Raw genomic sequence first — 16,880 nt, forward strand, 5'->3', positions numbered from 1 at the left:
CTATTGAAGTTGTAGTAAAAATTTTTTGATAGCTTCTCCCGTTCCGTTATGGTCATTATCGGTTACAATCTCATCTGCCATTTCTTTTATATCCTTGTTGGCATTTTCCATTGCAACAGCCAGTCCGGCTTTTAGAAGTATATCTCGATCATTATCTGCATCTCCTACGGCTATAGTTTCTGACACATCAATTCCTAAATGGGATGCAAGATGCAAAAGTGCAGTTCCTTTTGTGGTATTTAGAGGAGACATCTCCAAAGAAGCTTCTTCAGCAAAAGCAAAAGTAATCGGATATAATTTTAATTGTTCATATGCCGCCATGCGATCTTCTCGCCTGCGAAAATAAATATTTACTTTCGGAAAAGAGGGGTAGTTTATGCATGCTTCCGCTAGACTATCAACCTGCGTCGTTATTTTTAAAAAAGAACTTTGATAAATTTTCATGTTGTATTCAGCCATTTGCTGTACTTGCCTCTTATCGACGATTGATTCATTCAATGTTAGTAAGTGTGCCATGGCTTGAAAAGCATCTGCTATTTTGATAATCTCTAAAGCGACTTGTTGGGGGATTGAGTCGCAATAAATAATTTCTTTTTCCGTAATATTATATACTACAGCACCGCTAAAGACTATCGCGTAGTTAATTTGAGGAATTTGCTCAAAGAACGATTTCATTTCAACGAGTCCTCGACCGGTGCTGAACACCACATCTTTTCCAACTTTCACGGCAGCATTGATATCTTCAATCGTTTCAGGAAGTATCGATTTATTGGATGTTAGTAGTGTCCCATCCATATCAAGTGCTATCAGTTTATAGTCTTTCTCTTTCATTAGTGGAAAAAAGGATTGAACATATATTTAGCAACAAATCTAATGAATTGTATCTAGAAGATACAACAAATCCAGTGAATTTATTTAGAAAATACAAGATGGGCAAAGTGTTTATGCTGTTGTATCGCGATAGATATACTATTCGTGAAACAGCAGAGAAGATTGGCATCAATGAACCGGTTTATTCAAAAAAAGCTTTTATCTTACAAAAGCTATCTGAATAAAAAGTAATAACGTGAAACGTGAAAAAGAAAATTAACGGGTATAAAAAAGGGTGCAAATCAAATAATTATGAGATTTACACCCTTTTTTGTGGAGCTGGAGGGACTCGAACCCTCGTCCAAACGAGGAAGCAATCTGCTTTCTACATGCTTAGCTTCATTTTATTTGTCGGGAAAGAGCGCGACTGAAGCCACCAAACTCAATCCTTATCTTCTTAATTTCGAAAGGGAGCCAAAGCCTCTCCCATCCTATCTCCGATTTACCTGCACCACCTGATCGGAATGCTTCGAAGCCAGAGCTTCCGGGTGATGTCTTGTCCTGTCACATGTGACAGGATTAAGCGTTAACCTACTGTACTTCGGTTACGCAGCAAGAGCGTAATTGTTATTATTGCCAGTTATAGCTTTGCCAATTGAGATTAAAGTGCAAATCAACAACGCACTGCATGCTTACAAACCTCTTCTACCCGCTGTCAATACCGGTCAACCCCATATTGTGAAAGAACGCATCTTTGCTAAAGAATAAGATACAAAATTAGACAATTGGTTTAATTCTGCCAAATATTTTTCATCCCATCCTGTTCATATACCTTAGAATGAACTCCTGTGTTATATGAGCGCGAATGAAACATCATATCAATCTTTAAATTTCACAGAAAAAATATGTAATTTTGTAGCATAGTAACCGATCGTATATGAACAAGATTATCACAAAAGAGAATTTTTCAGAGAAAGTTGTATGTTTTGAAGTGGAGGCACCGCTCATAGCAAAAAGCCGCAAAGCAGGTCATTTTGTAATTGTACGTGTGGGAAAAAAGGGGGAACGTGTCCCTTACACCATCGCTGCAGCCGATCCCCAAAAGGGTACCATTACGCTGGTTATCCAGCGCGTGGGTAAATCGTCTGAAAAGATTTGCCGGCTGGAAGTAGGTGACTACATCACCGACATGGTGGGTCCGCTCGGAAAAGCTACCCACATTGAAAACTTCGGCACCGTTGTCTGTGCAGGGGGGGGCGTTGGCGTAGCTCCCATGCTTCCCATCATTGAAGCCATGAAGAATGCGGGAAACAAGGTCATCACCGTTTTGGCGGCACGTACAAAAGAACTGATCATACTGGAAGAGCAGGTACGCAAATATTCCGATGAGGTTATCATCATGACCGACGACGGTTCATACGGAGAAAAGGGATTGGTTACCAACGGAGTGGAAAAAATAATACAAAGGGAAAAAGTAGACCTTTGCGTTACCATTGGCCCCGCCATCATGATGAAGTTTGTGGCACAACTGACAAAAAAATACGAGGTGCCCACACTTGCCTCACTCAATACCATCATGGTGGACGGCACCGGCATGTGTGGTGCCTGCCGTGTTACCGTAGGCGGAAAAACAAAATTTGTCTGTATCGACGGGCCCGAGTTCGATGCGCATCAGGTGGACTTTGATGAGATGTTGATGCGGCTAAAGGCATATAACTGATCAGGCCGGCCTATTTTTCAGGTTACCAACAAAGAAGAAACAATCATAAGAAATGAGTGAATATTTACAGGCAGAAAGGGCACAGGAGTGGCGCGAAGCCCTGCGAAAATCGATGAAGAACAAAGACCGTACAGCCATCCCGCGGGTGAAGATGCCCGAGGTGGATCCGGAGGTACGCAGCCATACCTACGACGAAGTGAACCTTGGCCTGTCAGAAATACTTGCCAGAGAGGAATCACACCGCTGTCTCGATTGCGTGGATCCTACCTGCATCACCGGATGTCCTGTGGAAATCAACATCCCGAAATTTATCAAGAACATCGAGCGGGGCGACTACCTGGAGGCAGCCCGTACACTAAAAGAAACCAGCGCCCTTCCGGCGGTATGCGGGCGTGTGTGCCCTCAGGAACGTCAATGTGAGAGTCAATGTTTTTATACGCTGAAACTAAAGAAAGAAGCTGTTGCAATTGGCCATCTGGAGCGGTTTGCAGCTGACTACGAGCGGATGAGCGGAAACATATCCATTCCACTGACAGCACCCGCCAACGGCATTAAAATTGCCGTCGTGGGTTCAGGGCCGGCGGGTCTGGCTTTTGCCGGAGATATGGTCAAATTCGGTTACGATGTCACCGTATTTGAGGCCCTCCATGAACTGGGAGGGGTCCTTCGATACGGTATTCCCGAATTCCGGTTACCCAACGAGATCGTAGACATAGAGATCGACGGGCTCAAAAAAATGGGTGTAAAGTTTGAAACAAACTGCATCGTGGGAAAGACTATCTCACAGGAAGATCTCCGGGAAGAAGGATTCAGTGGTATTTTTGTCGGAAGCGGTGCCGGCCTTCCCAACTTTATGAATATTCCGGGGGAGAACCTGATTGGTATCATGTCATGCAACGAATATCTCACCCGCGTGAACCTGATGCAGGCAGCCGACCCCGAAAGTGACACACCGGTATACAAGGGAAAGAAGGTCGCGGTAATTGGTGGTGGCAATACAGCCATGGATGCAGTACGTACCGCCCGCCGACTGGGTGCGGAGAAGGCCATGATCATCTACCGTCGTTCGGAAGAAGAGATGCCGGCTCGTGTAGAAGAGATCAAACATGCCAAAGAAGAGGGTATCGACTTCTACACGCTGCACAACCCGCTTCGTTACGAAGGAGATGAGCGGGGACATGTTCAACGGATGCTCCTGCAGCGGATGCAGCTGGGAGAACCCGATCAGTCGGGCCGTCGCCGCCCGGTACCCATTGAGGGTGACACGCTCTGGCTGGAGGTCGATGAAGTGATCGTGAGTGTCGGAGTCTCCCCCAACCCGCTGATTCCGCAGACTTTCACCGGAATGGAAATTACCTCGTGGGGCACCATCGTCGTAAACAACGATACCATGCAGACCGCCGACGAAATGATTTATGCCGGTGGCGATATCGTTCGCGGCGGAGCCACCGTGATCCTCGCAATGGGCGATGGAAGGAAAGCTGCCAAAGCAATGCATGCACATTTAAATCACCCGTTATGAAGATAAAGATTCTGGCCGATGCACATATCCCTTACCTGAAAGGGGTGGCTGAACAATTCGGCGAAGTGGAGTACCTGCCCGGAAATCAATTTACCCGCGAAGCAATCAAAGAAAAGGACGCACTGATCGTGCGTACCGTCACACACTTCGGCAAGGAGATACTTGACGGTACCGCTGTGAAGCTGATCTGTTCGGCCACCATAGGATACGATCATATCGATACGGACTATTGCGATTCACACGGGATAACCTGGCGCACCGCACCGGGATGCAATGCGAACTCGGTGGAACAATATATTACAGCCTCCCTGCTCTGCGTGGCCGAAAAGTATCAATTTAGATTACAAGACAAAACCATTGGAATTGTGGGAGTTGGAAATGTAGGTAGCAAGATTGAGGTAGCCTGTCGGAAGCTGGGAATGAACGTGCTGCTGAACGACCCGCCCAGGGAGGAAGAAGAAGGAAATACCGATGGTAAATTTGTGGAGCTCGAGGTGATAAAACAACAAGCAGACATCATCACCTTTCATACTCCCCTGACAAAAACCGGAAAATATGCCACGTTCCACCTGGCGGATGAGTCATTTCTGCACACCGTTGCCAGAAAACCTTTCATCATCAATGCGGCGCGTGGGGGTATCACAGACAATAAAGCGCTGATAAATGCACTCCATTCAGGTAAAATCTCCGGGATAGTGATTGATTGTTGGGAGAATGAACCGGAAATAGACAGGGAGCTACTCGCTTTGGCAGATATTGCCACGCCACATATTGCCGGATACAGCGCCGATGGCAAGTGGACAGCCACCAGGATGAGCCTTGAAAACCTGAATAATTTCTTTGGCCTGGACATCAGTCCGAAATACGAGAATATTCCTGCTCCCCTACTGCCGGTCATCGATCTCAGTAAAATATCCCCCGCAACACAACTGTCTCACGCAGTATGGCATACTTATAATCCTTTGAATGAAACCGGCGTACTCAAACTATCGCCAGAAAAATTTTATTGGTTTCGTTCCCACTATCCGTTAAGAAGAGAGTATCCGGCATATAAGGTTGTAAATGCCGCCCCCCCGGTTTCCGAGAGACTACATCAACTCGGATTTAAGCTGTAAAGGAATTAGAAAAGCAGACTCGATTCGTGTGGTAACCAGTGCTTCAGAGAGTAGAATTTAGCGTTAAATAAGGTAAATAGCTCTTTTTTAATTGCACAGAATTGAATATATTTGTCTGCTGTAACTTGTTGGAAAATTGATCAATTAAATTCATATTAAACTTTATCCAAATGAACAGGAAATCAAATCTTTTATCGCTTCTTATCGCAGTGTCGGCAGTTTTGTTTGCTACCTCCTGCAGCAGCAAACTTAAACCGTTGTCACAAAACAATTTCAATGTGACTCCCTCTCCACTGGAGACGGTGGGAAATCAAATCCCTGTAACCGTAAACGGCACCTTTCCCGAAAAATGGTTCCATAAAAACGCTACTGTTACCATCACTCCCGTTTTAAAATTCGGGAACAGTGAAGTAACCGGAACTCCTTTCAGTTATCAGGGCGAGAACATATCCGGGAACAGGGTGACAATCTCCAACAGCAGAGGTGGCAATTTCACCATCACCTCCACCTTTCCCTACACGGCCGAAATGCAGTCATCGGAGCTCTATCTTCGCTTCGACGGCAGAATCAAAAACAAACAATCCATCCTGCCCGACCTGAAAGTAGCTGACGGAGTGATTGCCACTTCAGCACTTGCCGACGTAAAAACCACCACGCCCTCTGTGGCGGATGACGGATTTCAACGGATCATCCAGGAAGCACAGGAGGCCAACATCATGTTCGTGATCCAGCAGGCTAACTTGCGCCAGAGTGAATTGAACAAACGCGACTTGACAGAATGGAAGCGCCGCGTGGAACAAGCATTTAACGATCCAAAGCAAAACGTAAACGTCGAAGTATCGGCCTACGCTTCTCCCGACGGGGGACTTTCACTCAACGAGCAGCTTGCCGCACAGCGTGAAAAGAACACATCCAGCTATCTGGAAAACGAATTAAGCAAGCGCAATGTTAATACGGATGTATATGCCCGCTACACGGCCGAAGACTGGGATGGTTTCCGTCAGCTTGTCTCTGCCTCCAACCTGCAGGATAAAGAACTTATTTTAAGGGTGCTGGAAATGTATCCCGACTCGGAAACGCGCGAGAGAGAAATCAAGAACATCTCTTATGTGTTTGAAGATCTTGCTGAGACCATTCTACCTCAACTGCGCCGTTCACGCATCACTGCTAATATTGAAATAATTGGTAAGTCCGACGAGGAGATCATGACTGCCTGGAAAAACAACCCGAAAGAACTGTCGGTCGAAGAACTGCTGTACGCCTCTACTCTCACCGACGACGAGAAAGTAAAAGAACGTATCTATCAGTATGCCACTGCCAATTTCTCGAACGATTACAGAGGTTGGAACAACATTGGTACCATGTTTTATAAGCAAGGTGACTATGCAAAAGCAAAACAGTCGTTCGACCGTGCTGCACAGGTCAACCCTTCGGCTCCTGAAGTCAATATGAACAAAGCCCTGCTGGCCATTATGGACAACGACCTGCAAACTGCAAATGAACTGATGGGACGTTCAGCAGGTGCTGCAGGTCTAGATGAGGCGATGGGCTTGCTCAGCCTTCTGCAGGGTAATTATAATCAGGCAGTAGGTTCTTACGGTAGCAACAGAACCAACAATGCCGGTCTGGCCCAGCTGCTGGTAAGGGATTACAACAAGGCCAAACAAACACTGGAATCAGTGGAAGCTCCCGATGCCACTACCGCCTATCTGCTGGCCATCATTGCTTCACGTACAAACAACTTCAACGATGTAGTTTCAAACCTGCGCACGGCAATTGGGCGCGACCGTGCCATTGCCGCCAGGGCTGCCAACGACCTGGAATTTGCAAAGTATCGTACCAATCAGGAATTCAGATCAATTGTACAATAAGCAATGCGGATACGCTACCGGAATAAGAGAGTGGGCCCGACGAGGTCCACTTTTTTTTGTGCCGTTTCTCAGACCGGCTCTGCAAAGACGATGACATGCATTTGCCTTATGAAAAAAGGAAGGTTTGAAGAAGTGAATTGATGAAAAACATGTAACTTTGCCCGCTAAATACAACGCCGTTGCAAAAAAGTGAACAACGGATAAGGACAACTGATATGATCCGTACAAAAGTAGTAATAAAGTACCTGGGATACATCCTGCTGTTTAATTCGCTGTTCCTCCTTATCTCCGCAGCCATATCTTTCTTCAATAATGAACAATCATTGAATGCACTAATCATAAGTGCCTTGACATGTGGAGTACTGGGTGTTTTACCTCAATTTTTCGTTGGGAAAAATGTCCTGCTGAATTTTCATGAAGGCTTATCCATCAGCGTGACAGGCTGGTTTGTCACCTGTATTATTGGTATGTTGCCCTATTTAATCTGGGGTGGCGAATTCAATACGGTGGCCGATGCTCTGTTCGAAAGCGTATCGGGTTATACCACTACGGGAGCAAGTATAGTAAACAACGTTGAAGCCCTTCCGAGAGGGTTACTTTTCTGGCGTTCTTCCACCTCCTTTATCGGTGGAGTGGGAATTATCCTGTTTGTCCTGTTGGTACTTCCCGAAAAAAGAGGCGCCATGTCCAGCTTCTATAGGGCAGAGGTGTCAGACTTATCGAAAATGAGTTTTGCCATGCGTTCGCGACATATCACCCGCATCGTTGTGATGGTTTATCTCTCGTTGATTCTCATCCTGATGATTTTACTGATAACGGCAGGTATGAGTTTTTTTGATGCCGTGTGTCATTCATTCACCACTGTTGCCACATCTGGATTCTCGACCAAAAACTTAAGTATCGCGGCCTACGACAGCGTATGGATTGAAATAATCATCACATTCTTCATGCTTGTAAGCAGTATGCATTTCGGGTTAATTTACGGAACAATGACGAGGAAAAAGTATAACCTGTTTAACTCCCGTCCCACACGCATGTATGTGATGGTAATCTTCTCCGGAATCTTGCTGATCTCCCTGCAGCTGACCGGAAATCATTTTTATGGTTTTTGGGAGTCGCTCCGCTTTGCCGCGTTTCAAGTCGTTTCTCTTGTAAGTACCACCGGTTATGCCACGGTGGATACCGCAAACTGGCCCATCTTCTCTGTTATTCTGCTTCTCTATTTTTCCGTTCAATGCGGGATGGTAGGTTCCACAGCGGGGGGAATAAAATTTGATCGTATCTATCTCTTTTTCGGAACCCTGAAAAAACAATTGAAACTGATTTTGCATCCCGAAGGGGTGTTTGCGCTGAAAATGAACAAGCAGACGATCGATCAAAATCTGGAGCTGCAGATTATGGTATTTGTTATTCTTTATATTCTTACATTCTCGCTCACAACACTGCTGCTTGCTGCCATGGGAATAGACGGAATGACAGCCTTATCGGCATCCATTGCTACGCTAGGAAATGTGGGGCCGGGCTTCGGTAGTGTCAGCTCATTGGGTAATTTCAGCCAAATGCCCGATGCGGCAAAATTCATTCTCTCTGCCAACATGTTGCTGGGACGTCTTGAAATCATGAACGTATTCGCACTCTTTATGATGTTTTCATTGAAGAGAAAGAGTTAACAGTACTGCAGAATGATCCATCCAAATCTGAAGAAACAGCCGTTCAGATAAGCCTCACGCAAGGTCTCCCGTCGATGAATTGACTGATGATTTCCGCATTCCCGATTACTTTTTGTATCTTTGCAGTACTTTTTAAACCCATAGACAGCTTACATGAACATGAATTTTGTGGAAGAACTCCGTTGGCGCGGGATGATACAGGATGTGATGCCCGGTACGGAAGAACAATTAATGAAAGAACAAACCTCCGGCTACCTGGGAATAGATCCCACAGCCGATTCGCTGCATATAGGACATCTGGTGGGGGTAATGATGCTGAAGCACTTTCAGCGTGCCGGGCATACTCCCGTAGCCCTTGTAGGGGGTGCCACGGGAATGATTGGCGACCCCTCCATGAAGTCGGCGGAAAGAAATCTGCTTGATGAAGAAACTCTGCGGCATAACCAGGAAGCAATAAAAACCCAGCTGGCAAAATTCCTCGATTTTGAGAGTGATATTCCCAACAGAGCTGTGCTGGTGAATAATTATGACTGGATGAAAGATTACACTTTTCTCAATTTCATCCGTGATATAGGAAAGCATATCACCGTAAATTATATGATGGCGAAAGATTCCGTAAAGAAACGTCTCAGCGGTGAGTCAAGTGAGGGAATGTCATTCACAGAGTTTTCCTATCAACTATTGCAGGGATACGATTTTCTGCATTTGTATCGGGAAAAAGGGTGTCGTATTCAATTGGGAGGCTCCGATCAGTGGGGAAATATTACCACGGGCACAGAATTGATACGCCGCGTGGAAGGAGGCGAGGCCTATGCCCTGGTCTGCCCGCTAATCACGAAGGCCGACGGCGGGAAGTTCGGGAAAACAGAAAGTGGAAACGTATGGCTCGACCGGCGCTATACATCCCCATACAAGTTTTATCAGTTTTGGCTCAACGTGAGTGATACCGATGCAGAGAAGTATATCAAAATTTTCACCTCTCTCACAAGAGAGGAGATCGGGACGTTGGTATCACAACAGCAGTCAGCGCCCCATTTGCGTCCCCTACAGAAGAAACTGGCAGAAGAAATCACCGTGATGGTACACTCGAGGGAGGATTATGAAATGGCGGTGAATGCCTCCGAGATCCTTTTTGGGAAATCTACCTCACAAACATTACATGCCATAGACGAGGAAACATTTCTACAAGTATTTGAAGGTGTACCCCAGTTTGCCATTGCAAAAGACAAGCTGGCTACGGGTATCAAAGCGGTGGACCTGCTTACCGATGAAGCGGCAGTCTTTCCCTCCAAGGGTGAGATGCGCAAAACCGTGCAGGCTGGTGGCGTAATGATCAATAAAGACAAGCTGGAATCACACGATGAGATTATTAATCTATCCTGTCTGATCGGCAATAAATACATTCTTGCTCAGCGCGGGAAGAAAAATTATTTCCTGCTCGTTGCGGAATAAGGTTTCTGTAATACTTGCGTCTAAGTTCAACTTAGAAGTGCAAAAGATTTGATTACCTCACACCTTTTATCTTAATTGTTTTTTTTCAAAATCCCCTTTCAAAAATACACAAGGGGTTTTGAGAAAAAACAAAAAGTCAACCGGCAACATAAAAACAAAAAAGGAGACCGGAGTCTCCCTAAAATTAACTATTATGTTGCTTATGTTGAAAAAATACAAACAGTTAACTTCAGAACAAAGGTACGCCATTTATTTAGGCTTACAAAACGGAACGGGCAAAACAGAAATTGCCAAATCGATAAAGGTCAGTCCATCGACTGTATATAGAGAGATAGGCCGCAACAAAAACAAAAGCGGAGTCTATTCATGGCGTTTGGCACACCAGATGGCCCAAGAACGCAAAGAGCGTCTGCCGGGCAATAAATCTACGCCCGAATGGATTAAACAGAAAATAATCCGTCTCATTCGCAAGGACTGGTCGCCCAAACAAATCAGCGGATATCTCGCAAAATATAATCAAATATCTATCTCTCACGAGACTATTTATCAATGGATCAGGCAAGATAGGAAATCGGGAGGAAACCTTTACAAGCACTGCCGCCACAAGCTCAAATACAGAAAAAGACCCGTAGGTTCTGCCACTAACATACCCAACAGAAAAAGTATTGGCCAAAGGCCAAAAGAAGCCGACGGAAGCCGGTTTGGAGATTTTGAAATGGACACCATGATAGGAAACGGAGAAAAGGAAATAATACTGACAATGACAGAAAGAAAAACAAACTTTATAATGATGAGAAAACTGCCTATGGGCAAAGACTCCAGGCAGGTTTGCAAGGAAGTCATTGCCATGTTGCTGCCTTACAAGGACAAACTGAAAACCATTACGACAGATAACGGATCCGAGTTTGCAGCACACGAACTGATAACAAAAAAGTTGAAAGTACCGGTATATTTCACTGATCCTTATTCATCGTGGCAAAAAGGAGCTGTTGAAAATGCCAATAAATTAATCCGGCAATACATCCCAAAAGGAGCAACATTTAAAGATTATTCCGATGAGAAAATAAAAGAAATACAGCATAAACTAAACAGAAGACCAAGAGAAAAATTAGACTTTAGCAATCCTAAAATAGAGTTTTACAAAAATTATTACTAAATTGCACTTGCTGGTTGACTCTAGGGCGACATCTTTGCAGGTGAAAAATTTGCAGCGTTAAAATTATTGTACTACTTTTGCACTGCTTTTCACGAAGCAGATAAGGATTGTCCCATGGTGTAATGGTAGCACATCTGATTTTGGTTCAGCCAGTTAAGGTTCGAATCCTTGTGGGACAACAACATCAAAAAAATAACCGATTGATTTTCAATCGGTTATTTTTTTTAAAAGCTATTCATTAAATGTTTTCTACAGTCTGGATCCTTGTCTGAACCTATCGAATTTGATTGGTTATTCCCTTTTATTTCAAATGTAAAGGTATCCACCCCGAGAAAGTAAATGTGCCCCACAGAGCTTTCCCTGGTCAAAACGGAGTCTCATCGTAGTACCCAGGTACAGGGGGAAAGCCGTCGGCAGGCAACTCATCCGCATATTCCGGTGGGACTTCCTCTTTTAAGTTGTTTTCTGGTGTGATCTTCCAGGCTTTCACATCGGTATACCACCTGCCGTTAAATTCACGGCTTTCTATATCGAAAGAGATATCATATGCCTGTCCCTTTTTCAGGTTTACCCCATCAAGTTTATCACCCCATATGGACACACATACTTTTTTGGGATACTGTCCTGCCGTCTCCACAATGATCTCCTGTTTTTTCCACTCACCGTTCCGTCCTTTACCCGTCTGTAACGGAAGGATCTCCACCAGTTTCGCTATAAATTGCATGATTGTCTTTTTTACTGATTGATCGGAAACAAATTCATATCCCAGAAGAATAACCACCCATCGGAATTTTCGTTTCCAGCGGCAAAAATAGACATTTTCTCCCTCAGGAAAGGACTTTTTCGGGTTAAGTTTTCAACAGCAGCTCGCAAGAGAGTTAAAAAAAACCCGGAACGAAAGTCCCGGGCAAAAATTTTCCTTCAAAGAGAGTGATTATTTTGAATAGCTCTCTTTCACGAAAGCAGCGTTGTTCAAGAAGTCGTAGCTTTCCTTCACTCCTTCGAAAGGAGTTCCGGTATATCTTTCCACTTCCACGACCATATATTTGGCACCGGCTTTATCAGCGTTATTATAGATGGCATCAAATCCTACCATTCCGCTTTGACCCAACTCTTTGCTATCTTTAATATGGAGGATCTCAAAACGTCCCGGATATTCATTGAAATAATCTACCGGAGCTTTTTGTCCCATGACTACCCAGTAGACATCCATCTGGAAGAATACTTTCGTAGGATCGGTATTTTTAAGCAGATAATCATATATCAGCTCATCTTCCACTTTGGTAAATTCGAAGTTATGGTTGTGATATCCAAACCGAATACCTGCAGCATTACATTTTTCACCAATCTTGTTGAAATAGTCGCTGTAAGCCTTCAGATCGTCCAATGTTTTGGGGGTAGGTATCCAGGGAACCACCAGATATTTCATCCCGGCTTCTTTGTGGGCATTAATAGCGGTATCCCACCATGCCCATGTTTCATCCCAGTTGGTCTTGGAGGCTGGCTCAGCCAGGGGTTTGCCTGCATGAGACGACAACACTACCATGCCAGCATCCTCGATCGATTTTTTGAAATCGGCAGGAGCCAACCCATAGAACTTCCCGTCTTTATAACCGGCAGTTTCCACACCGGTGTAACCCATTTGAGCCACCTTGGCAATAGTACCGGCATAGTCGGACTTGATGTCATCCCGCACGGAGTATAGCTGCAAGTAAATTTCTTTTTTTATTGCAGGAGCAGTTTCAGCTTTTTGTTGTCCCTGAATACAACCTGAGAAAATAAACAAAGTACACAGAAACGTCGCACTAAGTAATATTGAATGTTTTTTCATTGTATCTGTTTTTATAAAAGAATATTTTCTCCCCGGGGAGAAAATATTCTTTTATGTGTATGATTAATCCAGTATTTTAATTTTGATGTTCCTGTACCACACATCGTCACCATGATCCTGCAGACCAATGTATCCTTCCTGGTTTTCACCACCTGCATTCAGGAAGTTAGGCCAGTCTTTGAACTTGCTGTTTGAGACCATCTCTTTCCATGCATCGGTCCATAAGTGATATTCTACCACATTTTCTCCATTCTGGGAGTGAACAACCGTCCCCTTGTATACCATGATTCCGCCAGTATTCCATTCTCCTGCAGGTTTTGCATTCTGGGGAACGGCAGGAACGAGGTCATACAGGGAGGCCGACTGGCGATTTCCATCCTTTCCTAATTTTGCGTCGGGATGTCTCTCATTATCCAGAACCTGATATTCGGGTGATGATTCATAGATAGGTTTTCCTTCCACCTCCTGAGCAAGGTAGAAAACTCCGCTGTTGCCGCCTTGCGACACTTTCCACTCGAAAGTGAGCTCAAAATTCTTAAATTTCTGATCATAGATGATGTCGCCACCATCTTTTGCTCCGGCTTCACCCATACCCGAACCATTAATCTTGATGGCACCATCTTCAATGGTCCATGCAGCAGGTACATCAGTACGGTTATAACCGCGCCAGCCTGTAAAATCGGTACCATTGAAAAGCGTAATCCAGCCTTCATCGGCTGCAGCCACTACAGTGGAATCAGCGGATTCCGTGGCATTTGATTGTTTATTTGTATTGGTGCATGACATAACTATCATTGCTGTCATTATGAGTAAACTAAATAAATAAACTTTTTTCATAACTATTTTCTTTTTAATTAAACAGATAACTATTAAACAGCAAGGGAATAATGATGATTTCGCTTCATCATTATTCCCTCTGAATCATTTTTACTTCGGCATTTCCGGCAATTTCCAGCCGTTCTTATAGGTATGTTTGATCAGTTCATTCGCATATTCGGTAGCATTCACAGGCTCAGTCCAAGTCTTCTTGAAGGTGGGATGCCCGTCGGTAATCTTGAATCCATCTTCAATAATGGTACGGATGTTTGCGTCGGCAGGGATGTTGGTAAAACGCATGTTTTCACCGTCCCATTCAAGTTCCTGATTCAACGATTGCAGTCTCACGGCAAGTACACCCATGACAACCATTTCATTGAAAGGACCTGCTTCTGAGAAGGGGGAAGCTGTTTCAACGCGGTTCTCAGGAGTTTCTTTACATGCACGTACCCAATCCATCTCGTGGGAAAGGGTCACCTCACGCTGCGTTTTCGGGGAATTGGGATTGCGACCCGATACCAGCCATGGATTTACACCGTAACAACCGCAGATAAGGGTATCTTTTGTTCCGTAGAAAATTACTCCTCCACCCTGGTCGTTCAGGTTTTTGCCTGCAGGAACACCTTCAGGACGCACCGGTAGAAGTCCACCGTCGTACCAGTAAACCTCTACTTCAGGCATTGCCACCTTTGGCAGGTTATCACGCCGTGGGAAAATATATTTTACCATCTGCGCATTGGGAGCGCAATCGTTCAACAACATGGTAGACGATCCCTGCACCTTCGTCGGATAACCCAGATTCAACCCTTTGAATACAGGATGAAGAATATGGCAAGCCATATCACCCAATGCCCCTGTACCAAAATCCCACCATCCGCGCCAGTTCCATGGATGATACACGTTATTGAAAGGACGCTTGTTGGCCGGTCCGATAAAGAGATCCCAGTTTAGCGTTTGCGGCACTTTGTGCACTTCTTTCGGAGTCATCAGTCCCTGTGGCCAGATAGGCCGGTCGGTGAATGTTTCCACCCTTGTCACCTCCCCAATCTGTCCATCGCTGATCCAATCGACCACTTGACGGACACCAGGTCTTGATGAACCCTGATTTCCCATACAGGTAGCCACTTTGTGTTTTTTTGCCAACTTGGTCAGTAAACGGGATTCATAGACGCTGTGGGTAAGTGGTTTTTGCACGTAAACGTGCTTACCCATAGTCATAGCCTCAGCGGCAATAATGGCATGGGTATGGTCGGCTGTAGCCACCACCACGGCATCAATACTTTTTCCCAGCTCATCATACATTTTTCTGTAATCATAGTATTTTTTTGCTTTTGGAAAATGATCAAAAACACGTTGGCTGTACTTCCAATCCACATCACAAAGGCCCACAATGTTCTGGCTTTCCAGATTTTTCAGGTTAGCAAATCCCATTCCGCCAACGCCTACCCCGGCGATATTCAGCTTATCACTCGGAGCTGTATAACCCATACTCTTCCCTAGCACCGATGATGGCACTACTGTAAGACCAGCTGCTGCAATAGCACTGGTTCCTAAGAATTTTCTTCTCGAAATTTTTGATGACATAAGTACTTTTTTTAGGTGTTAACTGTTACATATCATCACTTCGTTGACAGTTCTAAGTTTCTTAGACGTATCATCACCTCGTTTACAAACCCTATAGGGTTTGGGCCTTCTAAGGAAGGTCATATATCAAGAGATCATTGACATATTGCATATTTTTAAGACAAGGGCATCACAAATTCAAAGTAGTGATAAATCATTTCTTTGTGTTTGACGATCAAAAGATGTTTATCAATTTGGACGATCGCTTCCACATAAGAGTAGACGAGTTTCTCTGACACTTCAAAGGTGCTATTCAAAAGATGAAGCTTCAAGTCACTCCTGATGAATCGGACAAAGATCAGCTGACCTTCTTCGATTACTGGTTTTTTACTCAGGTCTATCCCTCTTTTGAGCTTAGCCAGGTATTTCATCTCTTGGAGCATCTCATTTGGAGATTTGTTGTTTTGCGATGAGTACCTGTGTTCGGCATTGTGAAAGGCTGAGAACTCCATCGCTTTTACCTGCATTTCTTCCAGAGAGGAAAAGTAAGTAGAAAGGAAGTGATTCTGCACTCTTTCATTGAACTTTTCTACAACCCCGTTTCTCCAGGGTTCGGCTGGGGGTATGAAAAGCGGAGTCACGCCATTACTGATAGCCGTCCTTAATAGAAGTCCCAACCCTCTGGGATGCCGGTTGCTACCTCTGAAAGATAACTCGTTATCCATTTGAAGATAGTCCGGCATCTGATACAGGATCCAAAAATCAACCAGACAAGGCACTATAACATTTGCCGATTTATTGGTTATGGGATATACTCCTGCAAGATGGTTATTTTTATCTATAATGGTGAAAATGTAAAACTTAAAACCACCTTTCAGATACCGGGGACCAATCAAGTCCATTTGCTGAACATCATGATAGTGAATCGGATACTCTTTGAAGGTGCCTGTTGAAGTTTTCTTTTTTCTTATCAGATCCTTCTTCTTCAAAACCCTGTTAATGGTTGCGACAGAGGGGGTGGTTATTCCTAACCGTTTCAGTTCGTAGAGAATGCTGATTGCCCCGTTCTGTGAATAAGGATTAGAAGAAAGACGCTTTCTTGCTTCTACAATGGATTGCTCAACATCTAATGGTAAACGTTTCAATTGTACCTTGGGTGCTGTTGACTCATTCTTGTACCAATCGAGAGAGGGGTTGTTCTCATATCTTGAGATCCATTTGTAGACCCATTGGCGGCTTCTCGAGAGGCTTGATGCTATCTTACTGATAGATTCCTTTTTGAGAAACAGATTCACTGCATCTTGTCTTAATTTTTCTTCGCTATCCATAATTTTTTTGATAGCAAAGTATGCAA

The 16,880-nt window shown here is 44.4% G+C and carries 13 protein-coding genes, 1 tRNA gene and 1 other RNA gene; 8 read left to right on the forward strand and 7 right to left on the reverse strand.

Going from position 1 to position 16,880, the window contains the following annotated elements:
- Positions 1-831 (reverse strand): Cof-type HAD-IIB family hydrolase, encoded by an 831-nt coding sequence (locus tag AC1HCU_RS05290; RefSeq protein WP_286860713.1) that lies wholly within the window; start codon positions 829-831, stop codon positions 1-3.
- 310 nt (positions 832-1,141) lie between these two features.
- Positions 1,142-1,543: a transfer-messenger RNA gene (gene ssrA / locus AC1HCU_RS05295) on the reverse strand.
- Positions 1,544-1,747: 204 nt separating this feature from the next.
- Here ssrA and AC1HCU_RS05300 point away from each other — a divergent pair.
- The 8 genes from AC1HCU_RS05300 (at position 1,748) to AC1HCU_RS05335 (ending at position 11,495) form a co-directional block, all read left to right on the forward strand.
- Positions 1,748-2,530 carry a sulfide/dihydroorotate dehydrogenase-like FAD/NAD-binding protein gene (locus tag AC1HCU_RS05300; RefSeq protein ID WP_480369924.1) on the forward strand — a complete coding sequence of 261 codons (783 nt, stop codon included), beginning with the start codon at positions 1,748-1,750 and terminating at the stop codon, positions 2,528-2,530.
- 52 nt (positions 2,531-2,582) lie between these two features.
- Positions 2,583-4,052, forward strand: a complete 1,470-nt coding sequence (gene gltA, locus AC1HCU_RS05305) for an NADPH-dependent glutamate synthase (RefSeq protein ID WP_480369927.1) — start codon at positions 2,583-2,585, stop codon at positions 4,050-4,052.
- Between the two features lie 2 nt (positions 4,053-4,054).
- Positions 4,055-5,167: a 4-phosphoerythronate dehydrogenase PdxB gene (gene pdxB, locus AC1HCU_RS05310; protein ID WP_480371074.1), complete on the forward strand. Its 1,113-nt coding sequence runs from the start codon at positions 4,055-4,057 to the stop codon at positions 5,165-5,167.
- Between the two features lie 170 nt (positions 5,168-5,337).
- Entirely contained in the window at positions 5,338-7,038 is a 1,701-nt protein-coding gene (locus tag AC1HCU_RS05315) for a tetratricopeptide repeat protein (RefSeq protein WP_480369929.1), read from the forward strand.
- Between the two features lie 215 nt (positions 7,039-7,253).
- Entirely contained in the window at positions 7,254-8,708 is a 1,455-nt protein-coding gene (locus tag AC1HCU_RS05320) for a TrkH family potassium uptake protein (RefSeq protein ID WP_480369932.1), read from the forward strand.
- Positions 8,709-8,867: 159 nt separating this feature from the next.
- Complete coding sequence (gene tyrS / locus AC1HCU_RS05325; RefSeq protein WP_480371076.1) at positions 8,868-10,160, forward strand: tyrosine--tRNA ligase; 1,293 nt, start codon at positions 8,868-8,870, stop codon at positions 10,158-10,160.
- A gap of 205 nt (positions 10,161-10,365) precedes the next feature.
- Positions 10,366-11,316 carry an IS30 family transposase gene (locus AC1HCU_RS05330; protein WP_480371079.1) on the forward strand — a complete coding sequence of 317 codons (951 nt, stop codon included), beginning with the start codon at positions 10,366-10,368 and terminating at the stop codon, positions 11,314-11,316.
- 108 nt (positions 11,317-11,424) lie between these two features.
- Positions 11,425-11,495, forward strand: a tRNA-Gln gene (locus AC1HCU_RS05335).
- A 185-nt stretch (positions 11,496-11,680) separates the two neighbouring features.
- On the opposite strand, the gene AC1HCU_RS05340 is transcribed toward AC1HCU_RS05335, so the two are convergent.
- From AC1HCU_RS05340 to AC1HCU_RS05360, 5 genes are all read right to left on the reverse strand, one after another.
- Positions 11,681-12,040, reverse strand: a complete 360-nt coding sequence (locus tag AC1HCU_RS05340) for a DUF3127 domain-containing protein (RefSeq protein ID WP_480369935.1) — start codon at positions 12,038-12,040, stop codon at positions 11,681-11,683.
- A gap of 210 nt (positions 12,041-12,250) precedes the next feature.
- Positions 12,251-13,147, reverse strand: a complete 897-nt coding sequence (locus AC1HCU_RS05345; RefSeq protein WP_480369937.1) for a sugar phosphate isomerase/epimerase family protein — start codon at positions 13,145-13,147, stop codon at positions 12,251-12,253.
- Between the two features lie 63 nt (positions 13,148-13,210).
- Complete coding sequence (locus AC1HCU_RS05350) at positions 13,211-13,984, reverse strand: 3-keto-disaccharide hydrolase (RefSeq protein ID WP_480369940.1); 774 nt, start codon at positions 13,982-13,984, stop codon at positions 13,211-13,213.
- A gap of 90 nt (positions 13,985-14,074) precedes the next feature.
- Positions 14,075-15,547, reverse strand: coding sequence for a Gfo/Idh/MocA family protein (locus AC1HCU_RS05355; protein ID WP_480369942.1), 1,473 nt, complete (start codon positions 15,545-15,547; stop codon positions 14,075-14,077).
- A gap of 155 nt (positions 15,548-15,702) precedes the next feature.
- Positions 15,703-16,854, reverse strand: a complete 1,152-nt coding sequence (locus AC1HCU_RS05360; protein ID WP_480366261.1) for an integrase core domain-containing protein — start codon at positions 16,852-16,854, stop codon at positions 15,703-15,705.
- Positions 16,855-16,880: the final 26 nt, after the last annotated feature.

Source organism: Proteiniphilum sp. LBM24028 (assembly GCF_056629195.1).